The sequence below is a fragment of the Commensalibacter oyaizuii genome, from assembly GCF_029953265.1.
Taxonomy (GTDB): Bacteria; Pseudomonadota; Alphaproteobacteria; order Acetobacterales; family Acetobacteraceae; genus Commensalibacter; species Commensalibacter oyaizuii.
This window is the reverse complement of sequence record NZ_JASBAO010000001.1, coordinates 1,815,475-1,836,795: the sequence shown is the minus strand read 5'-3', so window position 1 is coordinate 1,836,795 and position 21,321 is coordinate 1,815,475. Positions and strand designations below refer to the sequence as shown.

Below are 21,321 nucleotides of genomic sequence, written 5' to 3'. Positions count from 1 at the left end.
ATATATTAAACGACTTGGTACCCTAAGATTAAACGTATTTCACAACTTATACTGACTTTGTTAATCCGCCATCAATCACCAGATTTGTTCCAGTAATGAATTGGGCTTGTTCACTTGCTAAAAATACAACACTTGCAGCAACTCCCTCAGGGGTTACCATTTTTCCCAATGGATTACTCTTTATACATTCTTGGAAAAATTCTGGCTGTTCAAGCTCAATTTTATGCCAAATTCCGCCTTTAAAATATACATTCCCTGGCGAGACCGTATTTACACGAATATTTTTATCCGCAACTCTTAATGCTAATGATTTTCCATAATGATTTAAAGATGCCTTTAATGCCCCATAAGGTTCCGCAAAACCATCAATTTCACTGGCGGAAACACTGGAAATAATGACAACATTACCTTTACCTTGTTTGATCAAATATGGCATCGCCGCATTCATCATGGCAACATTTCCCAACAGATCAATATCAATCGCTTTTTTCCAACTGTCTAAATCTTGACCAGAGGCTAGCGCACTGACATTGGAAACCACAACATCAATTTGCCCCATTTGCGCGTAACTTTTTTGAATCCAATCCTGAATTTGCTCAGGTTTAGACATATCAACAACATATCCACAGGCATTTTTACCCAACTGCTGAACAGCTTGGTCAATTCCCTGTTGATTACGTGCGCAAATATTTACATAAGCACCTTCCTCTATAAATTTTTTGGCAATGGCAAACCCAATCCCTTTGGAACCACCACTGATAAGAATATTTTTACTTTTTAATCCAAGATCCATTACTAAAATCCAATTTTGCTAATTATATAAAATAAATGATGCACATAACTAATGATAAGGTTAGAATGAAGTTTTCATCATATTTTCGATTTTTTCTTTTTAATATGCCTTACACTGCTTTACAAAATCAACAAATTCAGAAAAAATATTTTTTCCATCTATTATCAGCCAATACGACATACTCATGTTTACAGCCCACGATATCGCATCGACTTTAGACAAAATTAGAAATCAAAATCCTTTAATTCACAATATTACCAATATTGTCGTCTCTGGATTTACAGCGAATGTTCTATTGGCCCTTGGGGCATCCCCAGCCATGGTAAATGCAGCCGAAGAGGTACAAGAATTCGTACAAAAAGTAGATGCGTTAGTTATTAATTTGGGAACTTTAACCACCTCCCAAGCCCAGGCCATGCAAAGGGCTGTCGATACCGCCCATCATCGTCATATACCGTGGGTTATGGACCCCGTCGGTATTGGTGCTAGTACTTACCGATCCAATATCGCTGTTGATCTGTTACATCGTCACCCTCGTGCCATTCGTGGTAATGCCTCTGAAATCATGACATTATCGAATGTGTGCAGCAATCATGAAACAAGTACTTATGGACGTGGTGTTGACAGCCACAATCAACCTGAACAAGCCCTGGAAGTCGCAAAAAATTTAGCTATTTCCAGTCATACAGTGGTATCCATCAGTGGTCGCAGCGACTATATTACAGATGGAAAACGAACTGTTCGCGTTGATAATGGCCATAAAATGATGACAAAAGTTACAGGATCTGGATGCAGTGCCACAGCCATTACAGCCGCATGTCTTGCTGTTGAGCCTGATGCTTTGGTTGCCTGTGCCCATGCAATGGCTATTATTGGCGTCGTTGGCGAGCTTAGCATGCAAAATGCCAAAGGGCCTGGAAGCCTACAAATGCACATGTTAGATGAATTTTACTGGTTAAACGAAGAAAAACTTTTAAAAACAGTCAAAATTCAGGCTATATAAAACACTTATTTAGAACATTCGTGAAATGATAAAATGTTATTTAGTACACAAGAATATCTTCTTTTATTTTTACCCCTTGTTCTAATTGCATTTTACAGTTGTGTGCATGTCCGCATTTTGCGTCAGCTGGTACTCATTGGGGCCTCTTTATTATTTTACGGGCTATGGAACTGGCACTTTGTCCCATTTCTTATTCTTTTAACATTTGTAAATTGGTTCATTGCTTGTCAATATAGCAAGCATTTACAAAAACATTGGCTGACTTTTGGAATTATTCTAAACCTTCTGACCCTTGGTTTCTTTAAATACACCAATTTTTTTGCTGGAACTGTTGAAGATATCTTGGGAATTCAACAAACTCATTGGGCCATTGTAATGCCTTTGGGTATATCCTTTTTCGTTTTTCAAAAAATTTCCTATCTTGTTGATTTAAAACGAGGCGCAAAATCAATATATAATATTATTGATTTCTTTGAATTTGTAACCTTTTTTCCCCAATTAATTTCTGGCCCGATTGTTCGACACAACGAAATTATTCCCCAGTTTCAAACCGACCCTGTTAATCCACAATTATGGGAAAATATCAGCAAAGGTCTGTGCCTGATGAGTATTGGGTTAATTAAAAAGGCTGGTATTGCAGATAGCTTGGGCATGACGTGTAATCCATTATTTAATCAGGCATTGCAAGGGCAAACCTTAAATATGGCCCAAGGATGGGCTGCTGCTATTTCCTATAGTTTGCAAATCTTTTTTGATTTTTCTGGTTATTCAGATATGGCCATCGGTGCGGCACTTTTATTTGGTTTAAAATTACCTTTTAATTTCAATGCACCCTATCAATCCCATAATTTGCAGGAATTTTGGCGCAGATGGCACATGACGCTTTCGCGTTTTTTACGAGATTATCTGTATATCCCATTAGGGGGTAATCGATGTGGCCCCATTCGACAAAGCAGCAATTTGATCATAACCATGCTATTGGCTGGATTGTGGCACGGGGCGGGCTGGACTTTTGTTGTGTGGGGGGGATTACATGGCCTGGGGCTCAGCATTAATCACATTTGGAACCGTACTATCCCTTTCACACTGCCCAGACCCGTGGCTTGGTGCATAACTTTGATTTTTTTAATTTTCAGTTGGGTGCTGTTTCGTGCCGAAAATTTTTCAACGGCAACTGAGATTTGGCAATCTATGCTGGGTTTTAACGGCATAGGAAACTATAAAATCCGTCACAATATTGTCTTTTATACTGCTATTCTTTTAGTCTTATTTTGCCCATCCAGTCAAAATCTAATTTATACTTATCTTCGCCCCTCCAAATGGATTGCTATTCTTGGGGGAATTGCAGCGGCTTTTTTTATCTTACTTATTGGGGGACGCATTCCTGATGCCTTCATCTACTTCCGCTTCTAATTCCTGGCGTCGGTTTGCCCTGATATTTCTAAGCACTATGGGGGGCCTGGTTTTTTTTATATGGTTATTTATTGTCTTAGTTGATCCATGGGGGATGTTACCAATCTCCTTACCTGTTCATCGAATACCCATTTCTACAAATGCTCGATATAGTTTCCCAGCCCTAGCAATTAATCCTGAATTTAACTCAGCCATTTTTGGCACTTCAACCAGCAGACCTTTACAACCTGCGGTTTTAAATCAACCATTTCAGGCCCGTTTTGTTAATTTATCGATGAATACTGCCAATCCTTGGGAGCAGGAAAAGTTATTTAATTTATTTGTTCAATACCATCCAAATCCAAAAGTCGTAATTTTTAACACAGATAATATCTGGTGCTTTGCCGATCCAAATGGCGCGGCCAGACCTTTTCCAAACTGGATGTATGAAGGATCACGTTGGAAGGGCTATCTTCAAATGGCCAATCAATATGCCTTACAAGAAGCAGCGAATCAATTTGCATGGCTAATTGGATTTAAAAAGCAACGTTATGGCTCTGATGGTTTTACCCCTCTTTTACCTTCAAATTATCCTTATGTTCCTGATAAAGTTAATAAAGTTTTTGCAGAATGGTGGAAACCAGATAATAGTCTTGCAAATGGCCGTATTCACTCACAGCCCGCTTTGCATCGTTTACAAAACATGATGGCAAAACTACCTGCTGACACTAAAAAAATTATTATCGTTCCACCTTTTTCGGCCGAGTTCTATGGAAATAATAACGGATGGACAAACACAAGCTGGAAAGTATGTAAAGCAAATCTAACGAAGCTTGCACAAACAACCCCAAACAGCATTATGATCGACTTTGCTATTCCTAATAAAATTACGACACAACGAAACAGTTTTTGGGACCCCATACATTACCGTCCCTTTGTAGCAGATATCGTTATGCAGGGCATTATTCAGGCAGCATTGCATCGACAAGAATTACCAGATAATCAAAACAAGATCTTAGGATTTTCTCAGCCTTAATTCTTGAAGTATGGGGCATCTAACTGATAATTTACTTCATAATGCCCCATAAATATCGAAATCTACTGTAAATAAACTACAAATCTTAATCGATTAGAGCAAAATCTTATCTTGCTACTAGTGACCTATTATCTGTTATTTTGAATAAGCTTTTTAATAAGAGGAACCAAAATATACAAATAATATATTGCTTGTGTCTTCTAGGACAACTGCAGTCCCTCTGCTTCAAACGCAGCAATAACACCATGATCTTTAGTCATTTTCTGATAAAATTTATTTAGATGCTCAAAAGAAGATAAATCAATCTTTAATAACTCAGCCCATCTTAAAGTCATAAATAAATACGGATCGGCAACACTGCGAAACCCAGCAATCCATTCTTTGCCTGATAATTGCACGTTTGCCTGCGTATACAATTTTTGTAATCGTGCACGTGCCCCTTTATCCAATGCATCAATCACAGCAGGATCGTTGCTATATTTTTTACCACCAAAAATCAAACTGAAAGCTGGGTGAATATCCGCATTAACAAATGCCAGCCAACGTAATGCTTCTGCCTTTTGCAAAATAGATCCATCCCCCAGTAATCGAGATTGTGGAAATTTTTCAGCGATATAAGTCAATATGGCAACATTTTGTGTCAAAACAAAAGAACCATCAACCAATACAGGAATTTGTCCCGATGGATTTAACTTCAGAAAATTTGCGTCTTGTAAAGTTTCAGGGGTAACATTCTCACTTTCGAATTCAGCTCTACTCCAATGCAAAGCAATATGATCTGCCGTTGAACAGGCCCCTGGTTTTGTATAAAGTTTCATCTTGAACCTTCCCGTTTAAATTGAATCATACCCCTATTAAGGAACAAATCTAAGGTAATAACAAATCATTTTTTTTTCCTAGGGTTCGTTTCATCAAAAAAATTCCTAACCCCGCGGACAGGAAGAACAAGACAGCACTTAAAATAATCTGACCTGTGTGACCTATACGAACCCCACCACCCAACAAAACGAAAACAATCGTTTGAGGGGTACTACCTAAAAATGTTGCAGTAATAAAAGGAAGTAACCGAATACCTACAACGCCCGCTGTTGTATTTAGTAATACAGAAGATCCAACTGGCATCAACCGACAAATCAACACAGCATGAAAAGGATTAGCACGTATAAAACGGTCAATTTTTTGCAGTTTTTTATGTGCTAAATATTTTTTTGCCCAATCACGTCCCAACCATAATGCCCAAGTATAGGTTATAAAAGCCCCAACAACCGTGGCAATTATTGCATACAAGCAACCCCATACAAATCCATAAACTACCCCCGCGGTAAGGCATACCACCTGTCGAGGGAATCCGACAGAACACATTAAAATTGCAATTAATAAAAACAAAAGCCGACCCTGTAGCCCCCGTCTTAATAAGTGATGATCATTTAAGAAAATATCGACACCATGAAAATAACGAGCCAACCATGCAACAATAATAATACCCCCAACCATGAGTAATGGTTTATAAAACTGCTGCAATAAAGATATTTTCGTGGGGGATTTACTGCTTTTCATCGTTAATCTTTGGTTGGGATAAAATGCTTGACTTGCTAAAAGCTTTTTATAACGCTAGAAATTAATATCACATTCTAAAATGCACCTTTATAACCCTTATTAAGATAATTCTCTAGCCATGAATAATAATAAATATATTTCAAACTGGTTATTCTTTATTTGCTTCCTTCTTTTGTGCATGATTGCACTGGGGGGATATACACGATTAACTGGCTCTGGGTTATCCATTATGGATTGGAAACCTATTACAGGGATGCTGCCCCCCCTTAGCCATGATGAGTGGGTTAGGGAATTTGATTTATATAAAACAATTCCTCAATATAAAATTTTAAATAACGGCTTTGGTCTGGAAGGATTCAAGCAAATTTTTTGGGCGGAATGGAGTCATCGCTTTTTAGGCAGGATTATCGGATTGGTAATTTTTATTCCTTTAATCTTTTTTTATTATAAAAAAATGATTTCCAAAGCACTTTCTCTTCGGTTGATTTTGTTTGTTATCTTAGGGGGATTACAGGGGGGTATTGGTTGGTTTATGGTGCATTCTGGCTTTAGACCTGATAGTACAGCCGTTGAACCTGTAAGATTAGTTTTGCATCTAATGTGTGCGCTGGCACTTTATATTGCGATTTTATGGACTGCATTGTCAGTACGTCATCCAGAACCAAATAGGATGCGCAGATCCGTTGCAGAAATTACATTTACAGTCCGTAAACTCCTTTTCGTTGATTGTGCACTTCTGTTAATAACTATTGTTGCTGGTGGCTTTACCGCTGGCACTCATGCAGGACATTCCTTTAATACGTTTCCCTTAATGAATGGCCATTTAGTTCCCAGCGATTATGCCTCTATGTCCCCATTTTTGGCAAACTGGTTTGAAAATATTGCAGCCATTCAATTTAATCACCGTTTATTGGCAACCATTACGGTTATTATGATTTTAACAACAGTTTTTATCGGGTTAAAGGCAACTTTGGATAAACCAATCAAAGATTCACTAATGCTGATGGGATGGGCTGTAATTATTCAATATGTGCTTGGTATAACCACCTTATTGCTTGTCGTCCCAGTATGGGCAGGAACTGTTCATCAGGCGTTTGCCGTTGTCCTGTTAACAACCCTTATCATTGCCCTACATCGCTCACGCACCCCTAAAACGGTCACAGACTGATTCCAATTATCTCTTAAACTCTTAATTTTTTTGAACTGAAAGTATTCCTTATGACTGATCCCATCAATGCACTGGCTATGACTGATGAATTATTTTTTAATCCATCTTCCAGTCAGCTTGACCGTCACCAAACCGAAAAATCTGTCCATGAAACATTAACAGGAATGGATGACGGAGAATTGTTTTTGGAGTATCGCGAAAGCGAAATGATCAGTATTGATGACGGCACCATTCGTACTGCAACAACTGATATTACCTCTGGTTTTGGTTTACGCTCTGTCCTGAATACAGAAACTGGATTTGCCCATTCCAATGAATTAAATGACAAAGCATTAAAACGTGCCAGCGAAACAGTAAGCCAGTTAAAATTGCAACAAACTGGCACCATGTCCGATAATCCTATCCCAACCAATCAACGGCTATACCATCCTGAAAATCCTTTACAACAAGGCAGTTTTTCAGCACGGGCAACTCTGTTGCATGAGATTAACGACTATGCACGTGGAAAAGATAAACGTGTCGTGCAAGTCAGTGCCTCCATCTCTGGGGAGTGGCAAGCCGTTCAAATTATACGAGCAAATCATTTCCGTGTGGCTGATATTCGCCCTTTGATAAGATTAAATGTCACAGTTATTACCGAAGAAAACGGCCGCAGAGAGGTCGGATCGTTTGGATGCGGTGGACGGTATGGATATGACGAAATCACCCAAGAACATTTATGGAAAAGTGCCGTTGACGAAGCTTTGCGCCAATCCTTAGTCAATCAACACAGCAAACCTGCCCCTGCTGGGGAAATGGATGTTGTCTTAGGATCAGGCTGGCCTGGCATTTTGCTACACGAAGCAATTGGTCATGGATTAGAAGGTGACTTTAACCGCAAAGGTACCTCTGCCTTTGCGGGCCTGATGGGCAAGAAGATTGCCGCCCCTGGTGTGACTGTTGTTGACGATGGTACAATTTCTGAACGTCGTGGCAGTCTGAGCATTGATGACGAAGGCACCCCTACTCAACGCACAACTTTAATCGAGGATGGGATTTTAACAGGTTTTATTTATGATCGGTTAAATGCCCGATTAATGAATAAACAATCCACTGGAAACGGTCGACGTCAATCTTTTGCGTATACCCCTATTCCCAGAATGACCAATACCTTTATGTTGGCGGGGCAAGCACCATTAGATGATATGATTTCCAATACCAAACGCGGAATTTATGCGGTTAATTTCGGTGGTGGACAAGTCGATATTACATCAGGTAAATTTGTTTTCTCTACCTCTGAGGCCTATTTAATTGAAGATGGTAAAGTGACCCATCCTGTAAAAGGGGCCACCCTCATTGGCAATGGTGCAGATGCCTTAACAAAAATCACCATGATTGGCGATAAAATGGAACTTGATAAAGGTGTTGGTACTTGTGGTAAAGCGGGCCAAGGCGTACCCGTAGGTGTCGGACAACCTGCGCTTAAAATGTCTGGATTAACCGTTGGGGGAACAGATCTTTAATCTGCTTCTATTACAACAGCCTGTCCCCGAGTAAGATCCAAAACTCGATCATATAATGCGTTATATGCATCTTCGGGGACAGTAATTTTCATTTCTACCTCTGCTCCAAATTCCTCTGCAATTATTTGGGCATCATATTCTGTAATCCTTGCTTTTAATAGAGCATGATCTGAAAAAGAACACAAAATACTAGCCGTCTTTTGAGGAATATACTCCGCACAAGGGGCTTGGCGTAAACATTGGGCGGCTGTACCCCCATAGGCACGAATTAACCCACCGGCCCCCAATTTAATCCCTCCAAACCAACGAATAACCAAAATCAGCACCTGATCAAAATTTTGTTTTTCAATCACCTGTAAAATTGGACGCCCTGCTGTACCAGAGGGTTCGCCATCATCATCGCTGCGATATTTTTGACCAATGCGATAGGCCCAACAATTGTGGGTGGCCTCTGACACCCTTAACTTATGCAACCATTCGTGAACCTGATCTTCTGAAACCACAGGGATAGCATGAGCTAAAAAGATACTTTTTTTAATCTCCTGTTTATATTGATAAGGTCCAGTTAGTTGATAAATAATATTGTTTTTATCCATTAATCAAAAAATACCATTTAAAAAAATTATTAAATATTACTTATCTAATTATTTTTGTTTTCTTATAGTATCAAACCATAAAACTTGCAGGTGTCTATATAATTATTTTTACCAAATTACACGACATATTACTAAGCGCTTACAAGATATTTATCAACGCTAATTTCACAGGAATATATCTTCCCTAAGTCAAAATAAACTTGTGCGTTGCTTTTGCTTACTGATTTTATCCCATGAAATTTTATTTATCTGAATTTTTTTAATGTAAGTTATATCCATACTGAACTGAAACAAAGTAGGCCCCTTGCCCTATGCCTTTTCATACTACTAAGGGCCATAATAATCTTGCTAAATACTGTCGTCCTTAACGACATAGAGCGCTTACACTTTTCTAATTAACTTCTTATTATCCATTTACCAAAGATATGTTTCTGCCAAACCAACAGAAAAAAAATTACACATGAATAACCTTATAAAAAGGCAGCCAAACAAAAACATATTCGAATTTATATCACGTAATGCGGTTTTTATTTTGCTCTAGAATAAAAATGATCATAATGTTTACAACCTCGATAATTTTGTATCAGTTTTCATATCTCTGTATATTATTCGTTTACGGCAATGTCCTCATCTATCACATTTTCCTTTAAACAACTTATCCTTTATCCTGGCTTATGTGCAGCCATTTTGGCGCGCACCTTATCCTCGCTGGCTATGCAGACCCTGGCGGTTGCTATTGGGTGGCAAATTTATGATCTTACCCACAGTGCCGCAGCGCTGGGCTTTGTTGGATTAGCTATGTTTTTGCCGTTACTTATTTTTGTCTTACCTGCAGGGCATGTGTCTGATCGATTTAATCGCAAATATATCGTCATTATTTGCCTGTTTATCGAGGCACTTTGTGCGGCTATTTTATCATGGGGATCATTTGAAAACTGGTTAAATCCCCGTATTATTTACGGAGCACTGGTTTTGTTTGGATGTGCCAGAGCCTTTGAAATGCCTTGTCAAAAAACATTCTTAATCAATATTGTTCCGCCTAAAATTTTCCCCCAAGCCACAACTCTATCTTCATCTTTATTTCAAATAGCATCCATTGTCGGACCTGCATTAGGCGGTATTTTATATGGAATTGGGCCTGATTTTACCTATATTTTTTGCACAATCGGCTTTGTTTTAGCAGCAATTGCAACCGTTACTATTCAATTTAAACCGACACAAAAAACACCCATGCCTTTATCCATTGAAAATTTATTGGGAGGGATTTATTTCATTTTCTCAAAGCCTAGTATCTTAGGGGCAATATCGCTGGATTTGTTCGCTGTTTTATTAGGGGGTGCAACGGCAATGCTACCTATCTATGCCAGAACAATTTTGGACTGTGGGCCCATTGGTTTAGGAATATTACGCGCATCCTCTGCAATTGGGGCATTACTGGTTGCATTGTATTTGACAAAATATCCCATCCGTAATCATGCTGGAAAATGGATGTTTAGCGCAGTTTTTGTATTTGGCATTGCTACTATTATTTTTGGTCTTTCAACTCAATTATCCCTTTCTGTGATTTGTTTGATCATATTGGGGGGTGCGGATGTCATTAGTGTTGTCGTGCGCAGTACTCTGGTTCAACTACTGACCCCTGATTATATGCTGGGACGTGTTTCAGCCATCAACATGCTATTTATAGGTTCATCAAATCAATTAGGGGAATTCGAAAGTGGTATGCTGGCAGAAGCTATTGGTCCAGTTAACTGTGTTGTGATGGGGGGAATAGGCACAGTTATTATTACCTTATTATGGATGTATTTTTTCCCATCCCTTAGAAAAGTTGATCAATTACATAATATTAAACCTCATTAGTATAATTTTTGCTTCGATATTGCTGTCGTAATAACCACTAATTTTCTTGATTTTTTTTCAAGATAAACTTAAGTTTTTTACAACTCATCTACACAACTCAATCTCAATTATTAAAAATTTCCCAAGCATCGCAATATCATAGATGCTTTTTATCTTTATATTTTCCAATTATTTAAAGTCTTTGATCAGGAGCCATTATGAAATTAATTTTACGCTACCTGCTGTTTACGTTTCTACTGCTGGGAATTACGGGAATATCCCCTGCTTTCAGTCAAACCGAGAACAAAGCACCAAGTGCATCCAAAACCACATCTAACCCGCCAATTTTTATTAATATTCCTGATCCCAATACCCAACCAGCTTTGGACAGATTAATTAAAAAATTACGTAATATTAATAAGAACCTACAATCCTTGAATCGATCACAAAATCGTAATGCTTTTAAGGACTTACTGACCCAAGCGCAAGATATTTCGTCAGAATCAACCCGATTAATTAATATGTTAAAACCTAGAGTTACTGGGTATGACCAAGCCATAAAACTAATGGAAACGGTCTCTGGGGAAAAAGATAAAAGCGAAAACAGCAACTTTAACGATTATTATAAGTCGATTGTTAAAAATAAAAACGATTTAAATGCACAAATACAACAAGCAACCATCATTCAGTTAGAAGCAAATAGCCAAGTCTTTCAAATCCAACAATCATTGTCAAATATTCAGCAAGTACAACTGCTTACCCACAACCCATCTCCTTTAACGTATAATTTCTGGCGTCAAATTAATCTGACCAGTGCCAGCGATCAAAAACGAATGAGTGGCCTATATAATGACTTTATCGGTTTATTTACCAACGCCTGGAATACAAAAGATAACGGCCGTTTATTATTATTCGTTGGGATTATTAGCACAATCTTAATGGTGTTTGTTGTTCGTGCTGTTATCGAAAAAGTAATTGCCAGAATTGTCGAGAAGATTATTCCGCCCACACGGTTACGTCGCAGTATCATGACGTTATTCTCTGCTATTTTATGTTCATTCATTGCAGGGATATCTGCAACCATCTTGTTAACCTGTCTAGATTATCAAGATAGTGCAAGCCACCCAGCATTCGACTTTTCCCAAAATATTATTCATCAACTGTATTTTTGTGGATTTATCCTAGGATTGTACAGAGGATTTTTAGCGGTTCAAAAACCTCAATGGCGTCTTTTACCCATCAGCGATAAAACAGCCCAAGCGATTAATATTCTACCTAATATTTATGCCTTAATGATCTTTTTGTTAGGAATTGTAAAATATATCAATACAACCAGTGGGGTTAGCATTTTAGCGCAACAACTGTGTAATGGTTTCTTTACCTGTATTGCTTGTATTCTATTCTTGATGATCCCTATTCGATTACGCAAAATTGGCCAACAAAAACTTAGTACCCAAACTGACAAAGGACCAGATATCAGCTTTATTTTGATTGCCGTTGGATTACCAGTTTTTTGTATTATTTGTATCGCGGCTGTTCTCAGTGGATATATTTATCTTGGATTTTCGATGTGTGTATGGCTGAATTGGGTTATCTTGGTCTTTAGCACTCTCAGCCTCCTAAGAATGCTTTTAAATGATATTACCGCATTAATCTTAGATCCAGATCGTTGGTTAGGCAAAAAACTACAGCTTATTGGTATCAGAGCCCAGCGTATGGACCAACTATCAATCGTTATTACCGGATTTATTACCTTATTAACTATCATTTTAATGATTGCCTCTGTCGCATCACCTGGCAATTTTGACTTACTTTCTTTCGTTGATCATTTAACCAGTACGCTACAAAATCAAAAAATTGGTAATATCAGTATTTCTTTTTCTACTATTCTTGAGGCGTTATTTGTTTTTTTGATTGGAATTTACTGTGTTCGTTTAATACGCAATTGGTTAAACAGCAAATTATTTCCTAAAACAAATCTCGATAATGCAACCCGTAACTCTATTGACACAATATTCAATTATTTCTGCTGGGTATTAATCGCGATGGTTGTTCTCTCCATTTTAGGGGTTACAACACAAAATATTACCTGGATCGTCAGTGCATTATCCGTTGGTATTGGATTTGGTTTACAAGCCATCGTACAAAATTTCGTGTCTGGTCTGATTTTATTGGCAGAACGCCCCGTCCGTATCGGTGATACTGTGACAATTGGTGGTGTTAAAGGTACGGTTATGAGTATCAAGGTTCGTGCAACTGAAATTCAGTTAAGTGATTTCTCTACCCTTATTGTTCCTAATTCTCAATTAATTACATCTTCTGTTCAAAACGCCACACGCAGCCGTCATTTAGGATTAATTTCATTAAAACTGCCAGTTATTTCCGTAAAACAATTAGAAGCTTCACGACAGCTGATTATTGATATTATGAACAACCACCCTGAAGTCGTGGACCCCCCCGCCCCAAAAGTCTTGGTTGATAGTATTACGGAGACTTCTCTCGTGATTTCCATAACCTGTTATGTTGGTCATTCCAGCAGTACTGATGGGGTAAAAAGCGAAATCCTGTCTGAATATCTAGCTAAAATTGGTATATTAGCATCTAGTAATTATGCAATTAAATCCACAGATAAAGAATCCCTTGCATCTGAAAACGAGTAACTTATAAAAGGAATATCTATCCCCTTACTGAAAAGATATGGAATTCCATATCTTTTCTTCCATCATATTACAGTGAACCTATGCATTTTACAGAACCCCTTCCCTTACTTCATGCATTGTCCAGTGTTTCAGGCAGCTTCTTACTGTGTCTGCCTGCATTAATCTCTATCGCTGACCCCTTGGGATCATCGTTAATTTTTTACCAAGTAACTGAAGAAAGAGATGACGATGAGCGCCGTATTCTGGCCAGAAAAATCGCCATAAACTCTTTTATGATTTTAGCACTTTCAGCATTGATTGGTGAATTTGTATTACGGTTTTTTGGGATTAGTATTGACGCTGTTCGCATCGCAGGGGGATTGGTCATTGCAGTCCGCGCATGGACATTATTAAATGCACCAGAACAAAATGCCGATCGAAAACAAAAAGAAGCCGAACAAGGAGGGCGAACCATGGCGCTGCCTAACGGTTTGGATGCGGCCTTTTTTCCATTGACCATGCCCTTTACCATAGGTCCAGGCTGTATTGCCGTGACCATTGCACTAAGTTCTGTTAAACCCACCACAGGCAACGCAGCGATCTTTAGTTTTTATAATGGGCTGTTACTTGCTATTGTGGCTGTCGCGCTGATCATTTTTGTTACCTATACTTTTTGTGACAAAACAATGAGACTACTGGGAAAATCAAGAGCGCGTATTTTATCACGAATGGCAGCATTAATTTTATTATGTATTGGTGTGCAAATTATAGGGACGGGGATTCAAGGATTCTTGATGCCTATTTTTCGCACATAGACACAACTATGTTCCCTTTATTTTCCCCAACAAGGAAAATAAAAGCTTCAAAATTATCGATAGTCCGCCAAAATAGCCAAAGATTTTACCCCTTTTTGTTGTAATTGATATGCTGCCTGTGCAGCTCTGACCCCAGTTTTACAAACACATATAATCCGTTGGGACAAAGGGGGATCCCAATTTATGATTTCATGCGGTAATAACCGCAAAACATTAGGGGCAACAGTTTGCGGAGCCTCCTGAACGCTGCGTAACTCAATAATAACATCATCGGTTCTCAAATCAGCATAATCAATAAACGTTATCCCCTCTTCTTCAGGCTCTGTAGCTTGATCAAAACGAAACTGACTGAACCGCCATGTGCGACAATCAACATTAATCAATTGCCCCAAAGGGGAATTCGTAAAACCCAATAAAATACTTAAGGCCATTTGCGCTTGAATTGCACCTAATATCGCAACAACAGGCCCCATTACCCCAACACTATTACAATTTCCCTCTACGGATGCAAATTTGGGGAACACCGCCCGATAACTAGGCCCGTGACCGCAAAAGCTCCCGACATATCCATAACGTTCGATAACAGAAGCACTGACTAATGGTATAGATACCTTTTTGCATGCATCCGATAAACTATAAGTCACCATAAAATTATCCGAGGCATCGATAACCAAATCAATATTCTGTAAAGCTTCATACACATTACCAGGAACCAGTCTTTGCTGATATGTATCAATTTGACAATCAGGATTTTGCTGGTTTAAAAGAGTTTTTGCACAGAATACTTTTGGTTTGCCAATATCAGTCATACGATACAAAGATTGACGATGTAAGTTATGTTCCTCCACCACATCATGATCATATAATCGGATATAACCAACACCACCACCACACAATAATGGCAAGACCGTACATCCCAATCCCCCACACCCAACCACCAGAATTCTGGACTTTGATAATTTAACCTGGCCATCTTTGCCAATTTCTGGCAACTTCATTTGTCGTTCATATCGTTGCATAATCAACCTTTTTAATGGCACGCAGCCATTCCTGACATCGTGCCACGGGATCCAACGCCAATTGGATATCAGTTACAACAGCAACACTATCCGCCCCCATACCCAAGACCCCAGCAACACGTTGGGGGGTAATCCCGCCAATGGCGACTAGAGGGGTTTGTCCTGCTATCTGCTTCCACAAACGGACACGGTGTAGACCCTGAGGCCCCCATTTCATTTTTTTTAATTTTGTTGGATATACGGGTCCCAACGCCACATAAGCAGGGGTTAAAGATAATGCCAGCTCTAATTCTGCTTCATCGTGTGTTGATAGCCCAAATCGTATATTCGCACGACGCAATGCAGAAAAATCAGCGTTCTGTAGATCTTCCTGCCCCAAATGCACAAAATCAATACCCAACTCTAACGCCAATTGCCAATAATCATTCAAAACCAACGTCGCCCCATATTGTTGGCAACATAACTTGGCCTCAGTTATTTGTTGTCGCAATTGATCGATTGGCGCATCCTTTATTCGCAATTGTACCAATTTTACCCCAACAGGAACAAGTAATTTCAATAAATTAACTGATCCTGTGACCAAATAAAATTTCTCCATCTAGCTCAAATCCGCCAAACCATAAGCAGGGGTAGAGGTATAAGCCATATTGCGTTTTTCCATCACCCCAGCTTGATATCCTTTATGACCTGCTTTAATAGCATCTCGGAAAGCCCCTGCCATCATAATGGGATCTTTAGCTTTGGCCACAGCAGTATTTAATAAAATTGCGTCAAACCCCATTTCCATTGCCTGCACGGCCTGACTTGGGGCACCGATACCCGCATCAATGATTAACGGAACATCTGAAAAATAAGAACGCATCGTCCGTAAACCCTCAATATTGCGCAGTCCCTGTCCAGAACCAATAGGGGCACCCCACGGCATTAAAACCTTGCAACCTGCCTCTAGCAATTTATCACCGACAATTAAATCCTCGGTCGTATAAGGAAATACCTCAAACCCATCTTGACATAAAATTCGTGCGGCTTCTACCAAAGCAAAAGGATCTGGCTGCAGCGTATCCGCATGACCTATCACTTCTAACTTGATCCAAGTCGTATTAAAAACCTCTCTGGCCATGTGGGCGGTCGTAACAGCTTCCTTAACCGTATAACATCCTGCCGTATTAGGTAAAAACCGTTTTTTTACCTGACTTAGAAGATGACGAAATCCCTCCCCCGCAGACCCTTCGCGCCTAAGGCTGACCGTAATAATATCCGTTTCGGATTCCATAATAGCCTTGGCTAAGATATCTGGTGAAGGATATCCAGCCGTACCCAATAATAATCTGGAATTCAATTCATAACCGTAAATCATTACTATCCCCCTTGCATCGGGGAAAGCACTTCGACCTTTGCCCCTTGCGTTAATTTTGTCGTTTCATAAGCGGTTCTAGGCACAAAGTCGCCGTTTACTGCGGTTGCAATAGCTGTACTATCAATTTTTTGTTCTTGAAATAGCACCATTAATGTTTCTGCCTGTGTTTCAATATCTTGACCATTTAAATAAATCTTCATCTTTATCCTCCATGCGAAAGTTTCTGCATCAATTGTTGTGCCATAAACGGTGCTAATAAAAAGCCATGACGGTACATTCCATTCACAAAAAAACGCCCTTCTTGGTACAAAATCTCTGGCATGTTATCAGGGAATGAAGGACGTAATCCTGTTCCCGTTTCAATAATTCTGGCCTCTGCAAATGCAGGATGTAGTGCATAAGCAGATCCTAACATTTCCATCAAAGCACGTGCACTGATTGGACTGTTATCGTGGCTCTCGATCATTGTTGCCCCCAGCATAAATTGCCCATTGTGGCGTGGAACCAAATAACAAGGAAAACGGGGATGCAATAACCGAATTGAACGCGAGAATGTAATATCGTGGGATTCGAAGATTAACATCTCCCCCCTGACTGCACGTAGGTTAGATAAGCAATCTTCTGCCTGAATCCCACGACAGTCAATAATTTTACCACAAGGAGAATTCTTGTGAAAAACGACGCCTTTTTCAATTAAATTTTGCTTTAACTCTTGCAACGACAAACGAGGATCCAGATGGGCCTCAGTCGGAAACAAAAGACCACGTGCAAACCGACTGGATAAATCAGGTTCGACCTGTTCAGGCACAACCCATTCATAATCACTGGTCATTGTTGCAAAGCGATTTAACTCTGCTCCATCTCGTGGGGGGGCCACCACCAATGTGCCTGTCTTTTTAACACTGCTAACATGATCTGACCACCATTGAATAGCCATTACCCCATGATCAACGACTGCCTGTGGAGCGCTTTCCCCTTCACAAAAAGGGGCTAACATACCCCCAGCAAAAATAGAAGCTGTTGGAATTGTTGATGACTCGATGACTTCTACCGCCTCACCGTGTTCACATAATGTTGTGGCAATACATAACCCTGTTACACCACTGCCAATCACTGACCAAATCTTCATAATCTGATCTTTGACTTTTTAACTATATTGTAACTCATTCTTCCCTCTCATAATCAAAGACCCATTTAGATTTTCGGTAAAGAGAGGTTGGTCACTAATGTTTTCTATATCACTGACCTTACAGATCTATCTGATGACGGATCCCGTCTCCCTACGCCAGTGTAAACTGGGTCAGGTTCCAAGGGTCGCTAAACCGAGAATATTCTCTACTAGCCTCTCAGTCTCTTTGGTTGAGACTCCCCCGACATTATTTATTGTTTAAGGATAATAGGGCTGGCATATAAGTCAACAAGAATTTCTTATTTACTGCCCTTGTGCGCGTCATAAGTATTGTGATATTTTGATGTAATGCAGTATTTATTATATATGATGTGGTAAAGCACTAGAAATATAATCTATATTAATAAGATAATAATTAGATACTTATAATCTAATACATATTCTATAATCTCAATACGCGTTTTACCAATACCCTCAATTCCCCTAATATTTCTTGTTCGAAATACGGATTTTTTTTAGCCCAAGCCAGAGTGCGCCATGAAGGGTGTGGCAACGGAAAAAAATTAGGCAAATATTGCTGAAAATTTTTTACTCTCTGCGTTACTTGCCCCTTGCCTAAAACATAATTTTGAGCATAAGACCCAACCAATAGTGTTAATCGAATATTTGGTAAAACCTGTAACAGCCGATCCCGCCATTGTGGTGCACACTCTTTACGTGGTGGTTTGTCACCCCCCTTTTCCAAACGACCAGGATAACAAAACCCCATGGGAATAATGGCTATCAACTGATCGTTATAAAAAACATCGCGATCAATTTGTAACCAATCACGCAAACGATCCCCTGACGGGTCGTTAAATGTTAATCCCGTGTTATGTGCCAACGTTCCTGGGGCTTGACCTGTAATTAACAGTCGAGCGTTTGCAGACCCTGCTTGCAAGATTGGTTTAGGCCCTAGAGGTAAACCTTCACAAATATGACAAGCTTTAATTTCTTTTACTAAATCATTCAAACACTGCATAGGCACGCCTTATCTTGTCTTTGATTGATACTGCTGTAACCACGATTTAACAAATTCTGGTACTAGTTGTGTTGCTGGACCCAAACGGCTTTCATTAAAACGAGAGGTTCCAGCTGAAGGTTCTAAATTTAACTCTATTGTTTTTGCATTAGCAGAAGCAGCCAATTCAACAAATCCTGCTGCGGGGTAAACCTCCCCTGATGTTCCAATAGAAATAAACAAGTCACATTGTAGTAATGCTTTTTGTATTGCATCCATATGATAAGGTGTTTCCCCAAACCATACAATGTCAGGTCTCAAGTTTTCCTGACCACACTGGGGGCAAGGCGTATCCACAAAGCAATTTTGATTCCATGTTATTTTCATATCGCATGCAGTACACCATAACTTGTATAACTCACCGTGCATATGATAGAGATTTTTGCTGCCTGCGCGTTCGTGCAAATCATCGATATTTTGAGTCACAACCAGCAACTCAACCTCTAAATTACGTTCTTTTATCACTCGCTCCCAATCTGCCAATGCTATATGTGCTGCGTTTGGTTTAACTGTCGGTAAATCTTGACGTAATTTATTGTAAAAATCATGTAACTTTTGTGGACTTCTCTGAAAACCTCTTGGGGTGCAGACCTCTTCCATACTATATTTTGCCCATATACCATTAGCATCCCTAAAGGTATCCAATCCAGACTCTTTACTGACCCCAGCCCCAGTTAGCACAACAATTTTTTGCATTACTGGTCCCCTTTTATTATTATTTCAATAAGCTAACAATATATACCCACTCGCCCCGATAATAACAAATATTATCCGTAAAAAAAGTATCGTATTTACATATTATTTAAATCCAGTTTAACTATTATAACAAAAATATGTTATAGTGCATATTATTGCCAAAAAAGCTTAAATTATTTTAATAAATACTTCTTTCCTTAAATTGAGATTTATCTAATGCGTTTTAATATATTTACCCGTTCAAAAAAAGTTGCTGTCGTTACTGGTGCTACTGGTGGTTTAGGCAAACAACTGGTTAAACATTTATTGGCAAAACATTACAAAGTCGTAATGGTTGCTAGAAACTTAATGCAGATGGAACAAATTTCACTTCATTTTGGAAAAAACGTTACCAGTTGTATTTGTGATATTTCTCAACCCAATGAAATCCATTATTTATTACAAGAAATCCGATCACGCTTTGGTCAAATCGATGCATTAATTCACTGCGCGGGCAATATTTATCCAGGCCCTTTGGATCTTCAAAGTGATGATATGATTCAAAAGCAAATTCAAACCAATTTAACAGGTGCCATTATTGTTACTAAAGAGTTGTTACCACTGTTAAAGAGAAATAGCTCTATTATTTTCATCAATTCGCTTGGGGGTTTATTGCCATTAAAAGGAAGTGCTCTTTATTCTGCTGGCAAGTTCGGATTGCGTGGTTTTGCATTGGCATTATCAATGGAACTGCGTCCCAAACGCATTTATGTCTCTTCGATTTTCCCTGGGGCAATAGATACAAAAATGTTGCGTCAGGAAATCAAAAATGGAGGAAGCAATCTCAATTTCTGCACACCTCCGTTATCAGCTGATGAAGTTTGTCGCACGGTTATCACTGCATTACGTAAAAAAAAGCAGGAATATTATTTACCAAAATGGTCCGGAATCCAAATTAAGCTTGTTATGTTAAAACCTGCATTGGTTCAATTATTAATGCCATATATGGAAAGAAAAGGCAAAAAGGGTAAAAAAATATGGGCAAAAAGAAATAGGAATAATTTACAACAAGACTAGAAATCTTTAAAAATCTATTGCTAGACTACTATGAACCTTTTACATGTAGGGTTCTTTATATAATTTTTAATAAATACAAGAACGACCCATAACGATGAATGTAACACAGCACTCTGATTTCAATCCACCTGAAATTGACCTTAAGCAGTATATTCGCTCTATTCCTGATTACCCAAAGCCTGGCATATTATTTTACGATATTTCAACATTGCTAAGAAATGCTGATGCTTGGCAAATTGCAACTGCACGTATGGCACATGGTGTCGCAAAATGGCAACCTGATTTAATTGCGGGTATTGAATCACGCGGATTTGTCAGTGCATCCCCACTGGCATCAGCAATGGGATGTGGGATGATTATGATTCGCAAGCCTGGAAAATTACCAGGAAAAACAATTTCGATTAATTACGATTTGGAATATGGTCAAAACTGTATTCATATCCAAGAGGATGCTGTCAAGCCTGGTCAAAAAGTCGTTATTATCGACGATTTATTGGCAACAGGGGGGACGTTACAAGCTTCTATCAACCTTTTGCGCAAAGTTGGTGCGGAAATTGTGGGTGCGGCGGCACTTATTGAGTTAAAAAGTTTAAAGGGACGTGAAAAAATTGACGTCCCCTTACACTCTGTTATTACTTACGAATAAGTAACATAAATAAGAAAG

21 protein-coding genes and 1 riboswitch are annotated in these 21,321 nt (G+C 39.0%); of the genes, 10 read left to right on the top strand and 11 right to left on the bottom strand.

Features of this window, described 5'->3' with window-relative positions:
• Positions 1 to 46 precede the first annotated feature (46 nt).
• Positions 47 to 793, bottom strand: coding sequence for an SDR family NAD(P)-dependent oxidoreductase (locus QJV27_RS08310; RefSeq protein WP_281448466.1), 747 nt, complete (start codon positions 791 to 793; stop codon positions 47 to 49).
• Between the two features lie 184 nt (positions 794 to 977).
• Here QJV27_RS08310 and thiM point away from each other — a divergent pair, with 184 nt between their 5' ends.
• From thiM to QJV27_RS08295, 3 genes are read left to right on the top strand one after another with little or no spacing between them, the layout of a single operon-like run.
• Positions 978 to 1,796: a hydroxyethylthiazole kinase gene (thiM, locus tag QJV27_RS08305; protein WP_281448465.1), complete on the top strand. Its 819-nt coding sequence runs from the start codon at positions 978 to 980 to the stop codon at positions 1,794 to 1,796.
• 33 nt (positions 1,797 to 1,829) lie between these two features.
• Positions 1,830 to 3,209, top strand: coding sequence for an MBOAT family O-acyltransferase (locus QJV27_RS08300; RefSeq protein ID WP_281448464.1), 1,380 nt, complete (start codon positions 1,830 to 1,832; stop codon positions 3,207 to 3,209).
• On the top strand, positions 3,184 to 4,224 hold the full coding sequence (locus QJV27_RS08295) for a hypothetical protein (protein ID WP_281448463.1): 1,041 nt from the start codon (positions 3,184 to 3,186) through the stop codon (positions 4,222 to 4,224). The genes QJV27_RS08300 and QJV27_RS08295 overlap by 26 nt, the downstream gene beginning before the upstream one ends.
• 200 nt (positions 4,225 to 4,424) lie before the next feature.
• Here QJV27_RS08295 and QJV27_RS08290 read toward each other — a convergent pair whose 3' ends face one another.
• On the bottom strand, positions 4,425 to 5,042 hold the full coding sequence (locus tag QJV27_RS08290; RefSeq protein ID WP_281448462.1) for a glutathione S-transferase family protein: 618 nt from the start codon (positions 5,040 to 5,042) through the stop codon (positions 4,425 to 4,427).
• Between the two features lie 49 nt (positions 5,043 to 5,091).
• Complete coding sequence (locus QJV27_RS08285; protein WP_281448461.1) at positions 5,092 to 5,781, bottom strand: TVP38/TMEM64 family protein; 690 nt, start codon at positions 5,779 to 5,781, stop codon at positions 5,092 to 5,094.
• Between the two features lie 118 nt (positions 5,782 to 5,899).
• Here QJV27_RS08285 and QJV27_RS08280 point away from each other — a divergent pair, with 118 nt between their 5' ends.
• Together QJV27_RS08280 and tldD are read left to right on the top strand one after the other, a co-directional pair.
• Positions 5,900 to 6,949 carry a COX15/CtaA family protein gene (locus QJV27_RS08280; protein WP_281448460.1) on the top strand — a complete coding sequence of 350 codons (1,050 nt, stop codon included), beginning with the start codon at positions 5,900 to 5,902 and terminating at the stop codon, positions 6,947 to 6,949.
• Between the two features lie 50 nt (positions 6,950 to 6,999).
• Positions 7,000 to 8,451, top strand: coding sequence for a metalloprotease TldD (gene tldD, locus QJV27_RS08275; RefSeq protein WP_281448459.1), 1,452 nt, complete (start codon positions 7,000 to 7,002; stop codon positions 8,449 to 8,451).
• On the opposite strand, the gene QJV27_RS08270 is transcribed toward tldD, so the two are convergent.
• A complete protein-coding gene (locus QJV27_RS08270; protein WP_281448458.1) occupies positions 8,448 to 9,047 on the bottom strand; it encodes an IMPACT family protein in 600 nt (199 codons plus the stop codon). The two genes, tldD and QJV27_RS08270, sit on opposite strands and share 4 nt — an antisense overlap.
• A 621-nt stretch (positions 9,048 to 9,668) precedes the next feature.
• Between QJV27_RS08270 and QJV27_RS08265 the strand changes: the two genes are divergently transcribed.
• From QJV27_RS08265 to QJV27_RS08255, 3 genes are all read left to right on the top strand, one after another.
• Complete coding sequence (locus QJV27_RS08265) at positions 9,669 to 10,907, top strand: MFS transporter (protein WP_281448457.1); 1,239 nt, start codon at positions 9,669 to 9,671, stop codon at positions 10,905 to 10,907.
• A 197-nt stretch (positions 10,908 to 11,104) separates the two neighbouring features.
• Positions 11,105 to 13,546: a mechanosensitive ion channel family protein gene (locus QJV27_RS08260; RefSeq protein ID WP_281448456.1), complete on the top strand. Its 2,442-nt coding sequence runs from the start codon at positions 11,105 to 11,107 to the stop codon at positions 13,544 to 13,546.
• Positions 13,547 to 13,626: 80 nt separating this feature from the next.
• Positions 13,627 to 14,340, top strand: a complete 714-nt coding sequence (locus QJV27_RS08255) for a MarC family protein (RefSeq protein ID WP_281448455.1) — start codon at positions 13,627 to 13,629, stop codon at positions 14,338 to 14,340.
• 53 nt (positions 14,341 to 14,393) lie between these two features.
• Here the strand turns inward: QJV27_RS08255 and QJV27_RS08250 are convergent, their stop codons facing one another.
• The 7 genes from QJV27_RS08250 to QJV27_RS08220 all read right to left on the bottom strand — a co-directional run bounded on the left by QJV27_RS08250 (position 14,394) and on the right by QJV27_RS08220 (position 19,601).
• Positions 14,394 to 15,380: a HesA/MoeB/ThiF family protein gene (locus QJV27_RS08250; protein WP_281448454.1), complete on the bottom strand. Its 987-nt coding sequence runs from the start codon at positions 15,378 to 15,380 to the stop codon at positions 14,394 to 14,396.
• Positions 15,346 to 15,957, bottom strand: coding sequence for a thiamine phosphate synthase (locus QJV27_RS08245; RefSeq protein WP_281448453.1), 612 nt, complete (start codon positions 15,955 to 15,957; stop codon positions 15,346 to 15,348). The genes QJV27_RS08250 and QJV27_RS08245 overlap by 35 nt, the downstream gene beginning before the upstream one ends.
• Positions 15,958 to 16,716: a thiazole synthase gene (locus tag QJV27_RS08240; RefSeq protein ID WP_281448452.1), complete on the bottom strand. Its 759-nt coding sequence runs from the start codon at positions 16,714 to 16,716 to the stop codon at positions 15,958 to 15,960.
• 2 nt (positions 16,717 to 16,718) lie between these two features.
• Positions 16,719 to 16,916: a sulfur carrier protein ThiS gene (thiS, locus tag QJV27_RS08235; protein WP_281448451.1), complete on the bottom strand. Its 198-nt coding sequence runs from the start codon at positions 16,914 to 16,916 to the stop codon at positions 16,719 to 16,721.
• A 2-nt stretch (positions 16,917 to 16,918) separates the two neighbouring features.
• Positions 16,919 to 17,845 carry an FAD-dependent oxidoreductase gene (locus QJV27_RS08230; RefSeq protein WP_281448450.1) on the bottom strand — a complete coding sequence of 309 codons (927 nt, stop codon included), beginning with the start codon at positions 17,843 to 17,845 and terminating at the stop codon, positions 16,919 to 16,921.
• 131 nt (positions 17,846 to 17,976) lie between these two features.
• Positions 17,977 to 18,098, bottom strand: a riboswitch (TPP riboswitch).
• Positions 18,099 to 18,287: 189 nt separating this feature from the next.
• Complete coding sequence (locus QJV27_RS08225; RefSeq protein WP_281448449.1) at positions 18,288 to 18,866, bottom strand: uracil-DNA glycosylase family protein; 579 nt, start codon at positions 18,864 to 18,866, stop codon at positions 18,288 to 18,290.
• 9 nt (positions 18,867 to 18,875) lie between these two features.
• Complete coding sequence (locus tag QJV27_RS08220) at positions 18,876 to 19,601, bottom strand: NAD-dependent deacylase (RefSeq protein ID WP_281448448.1); 726 nt, start codon at positions 19,599 to 19,601, stop codon at positions 18,876 to 18,878.
• A 216-nt stretch (positions 19,602 to 19,817) separates the two neighbouring features.
• On the opposite strand from QJV27_RS08220, the gene QJV27_RS08215 reads away from it, so the two are divergent.
• Positions 19,818 to 20,657 carry an SDR family NAD(P)-dependent oxidoreductase gene (locus QJV27_RS08215; RefSeq protein ID WP_281448447.1) on the top strand — a complete coding sequence of 280 codons (840 nt, stop codon included), beginning with the start codon at positions 19,818 to 19,820 and terminating at the stop codon, positions 20,655 to 20,657.
• 94 nt (positions 20,658 to 20,751) lie between these two features.
• Positions 20,752 to 21,303, top strand: a complete 552-nt coding sequence (locus QJV27_RS08210; protein ID WP_281448446.1) for an adenine phosphoribosyltransferase — start codon at positions 20,752 to 20,754, stop codon at positions 21,301 to 21,303.
• The last annotated feature ends 18 nt before the right edge of the window (positions 21,304 to 21,321 follow it).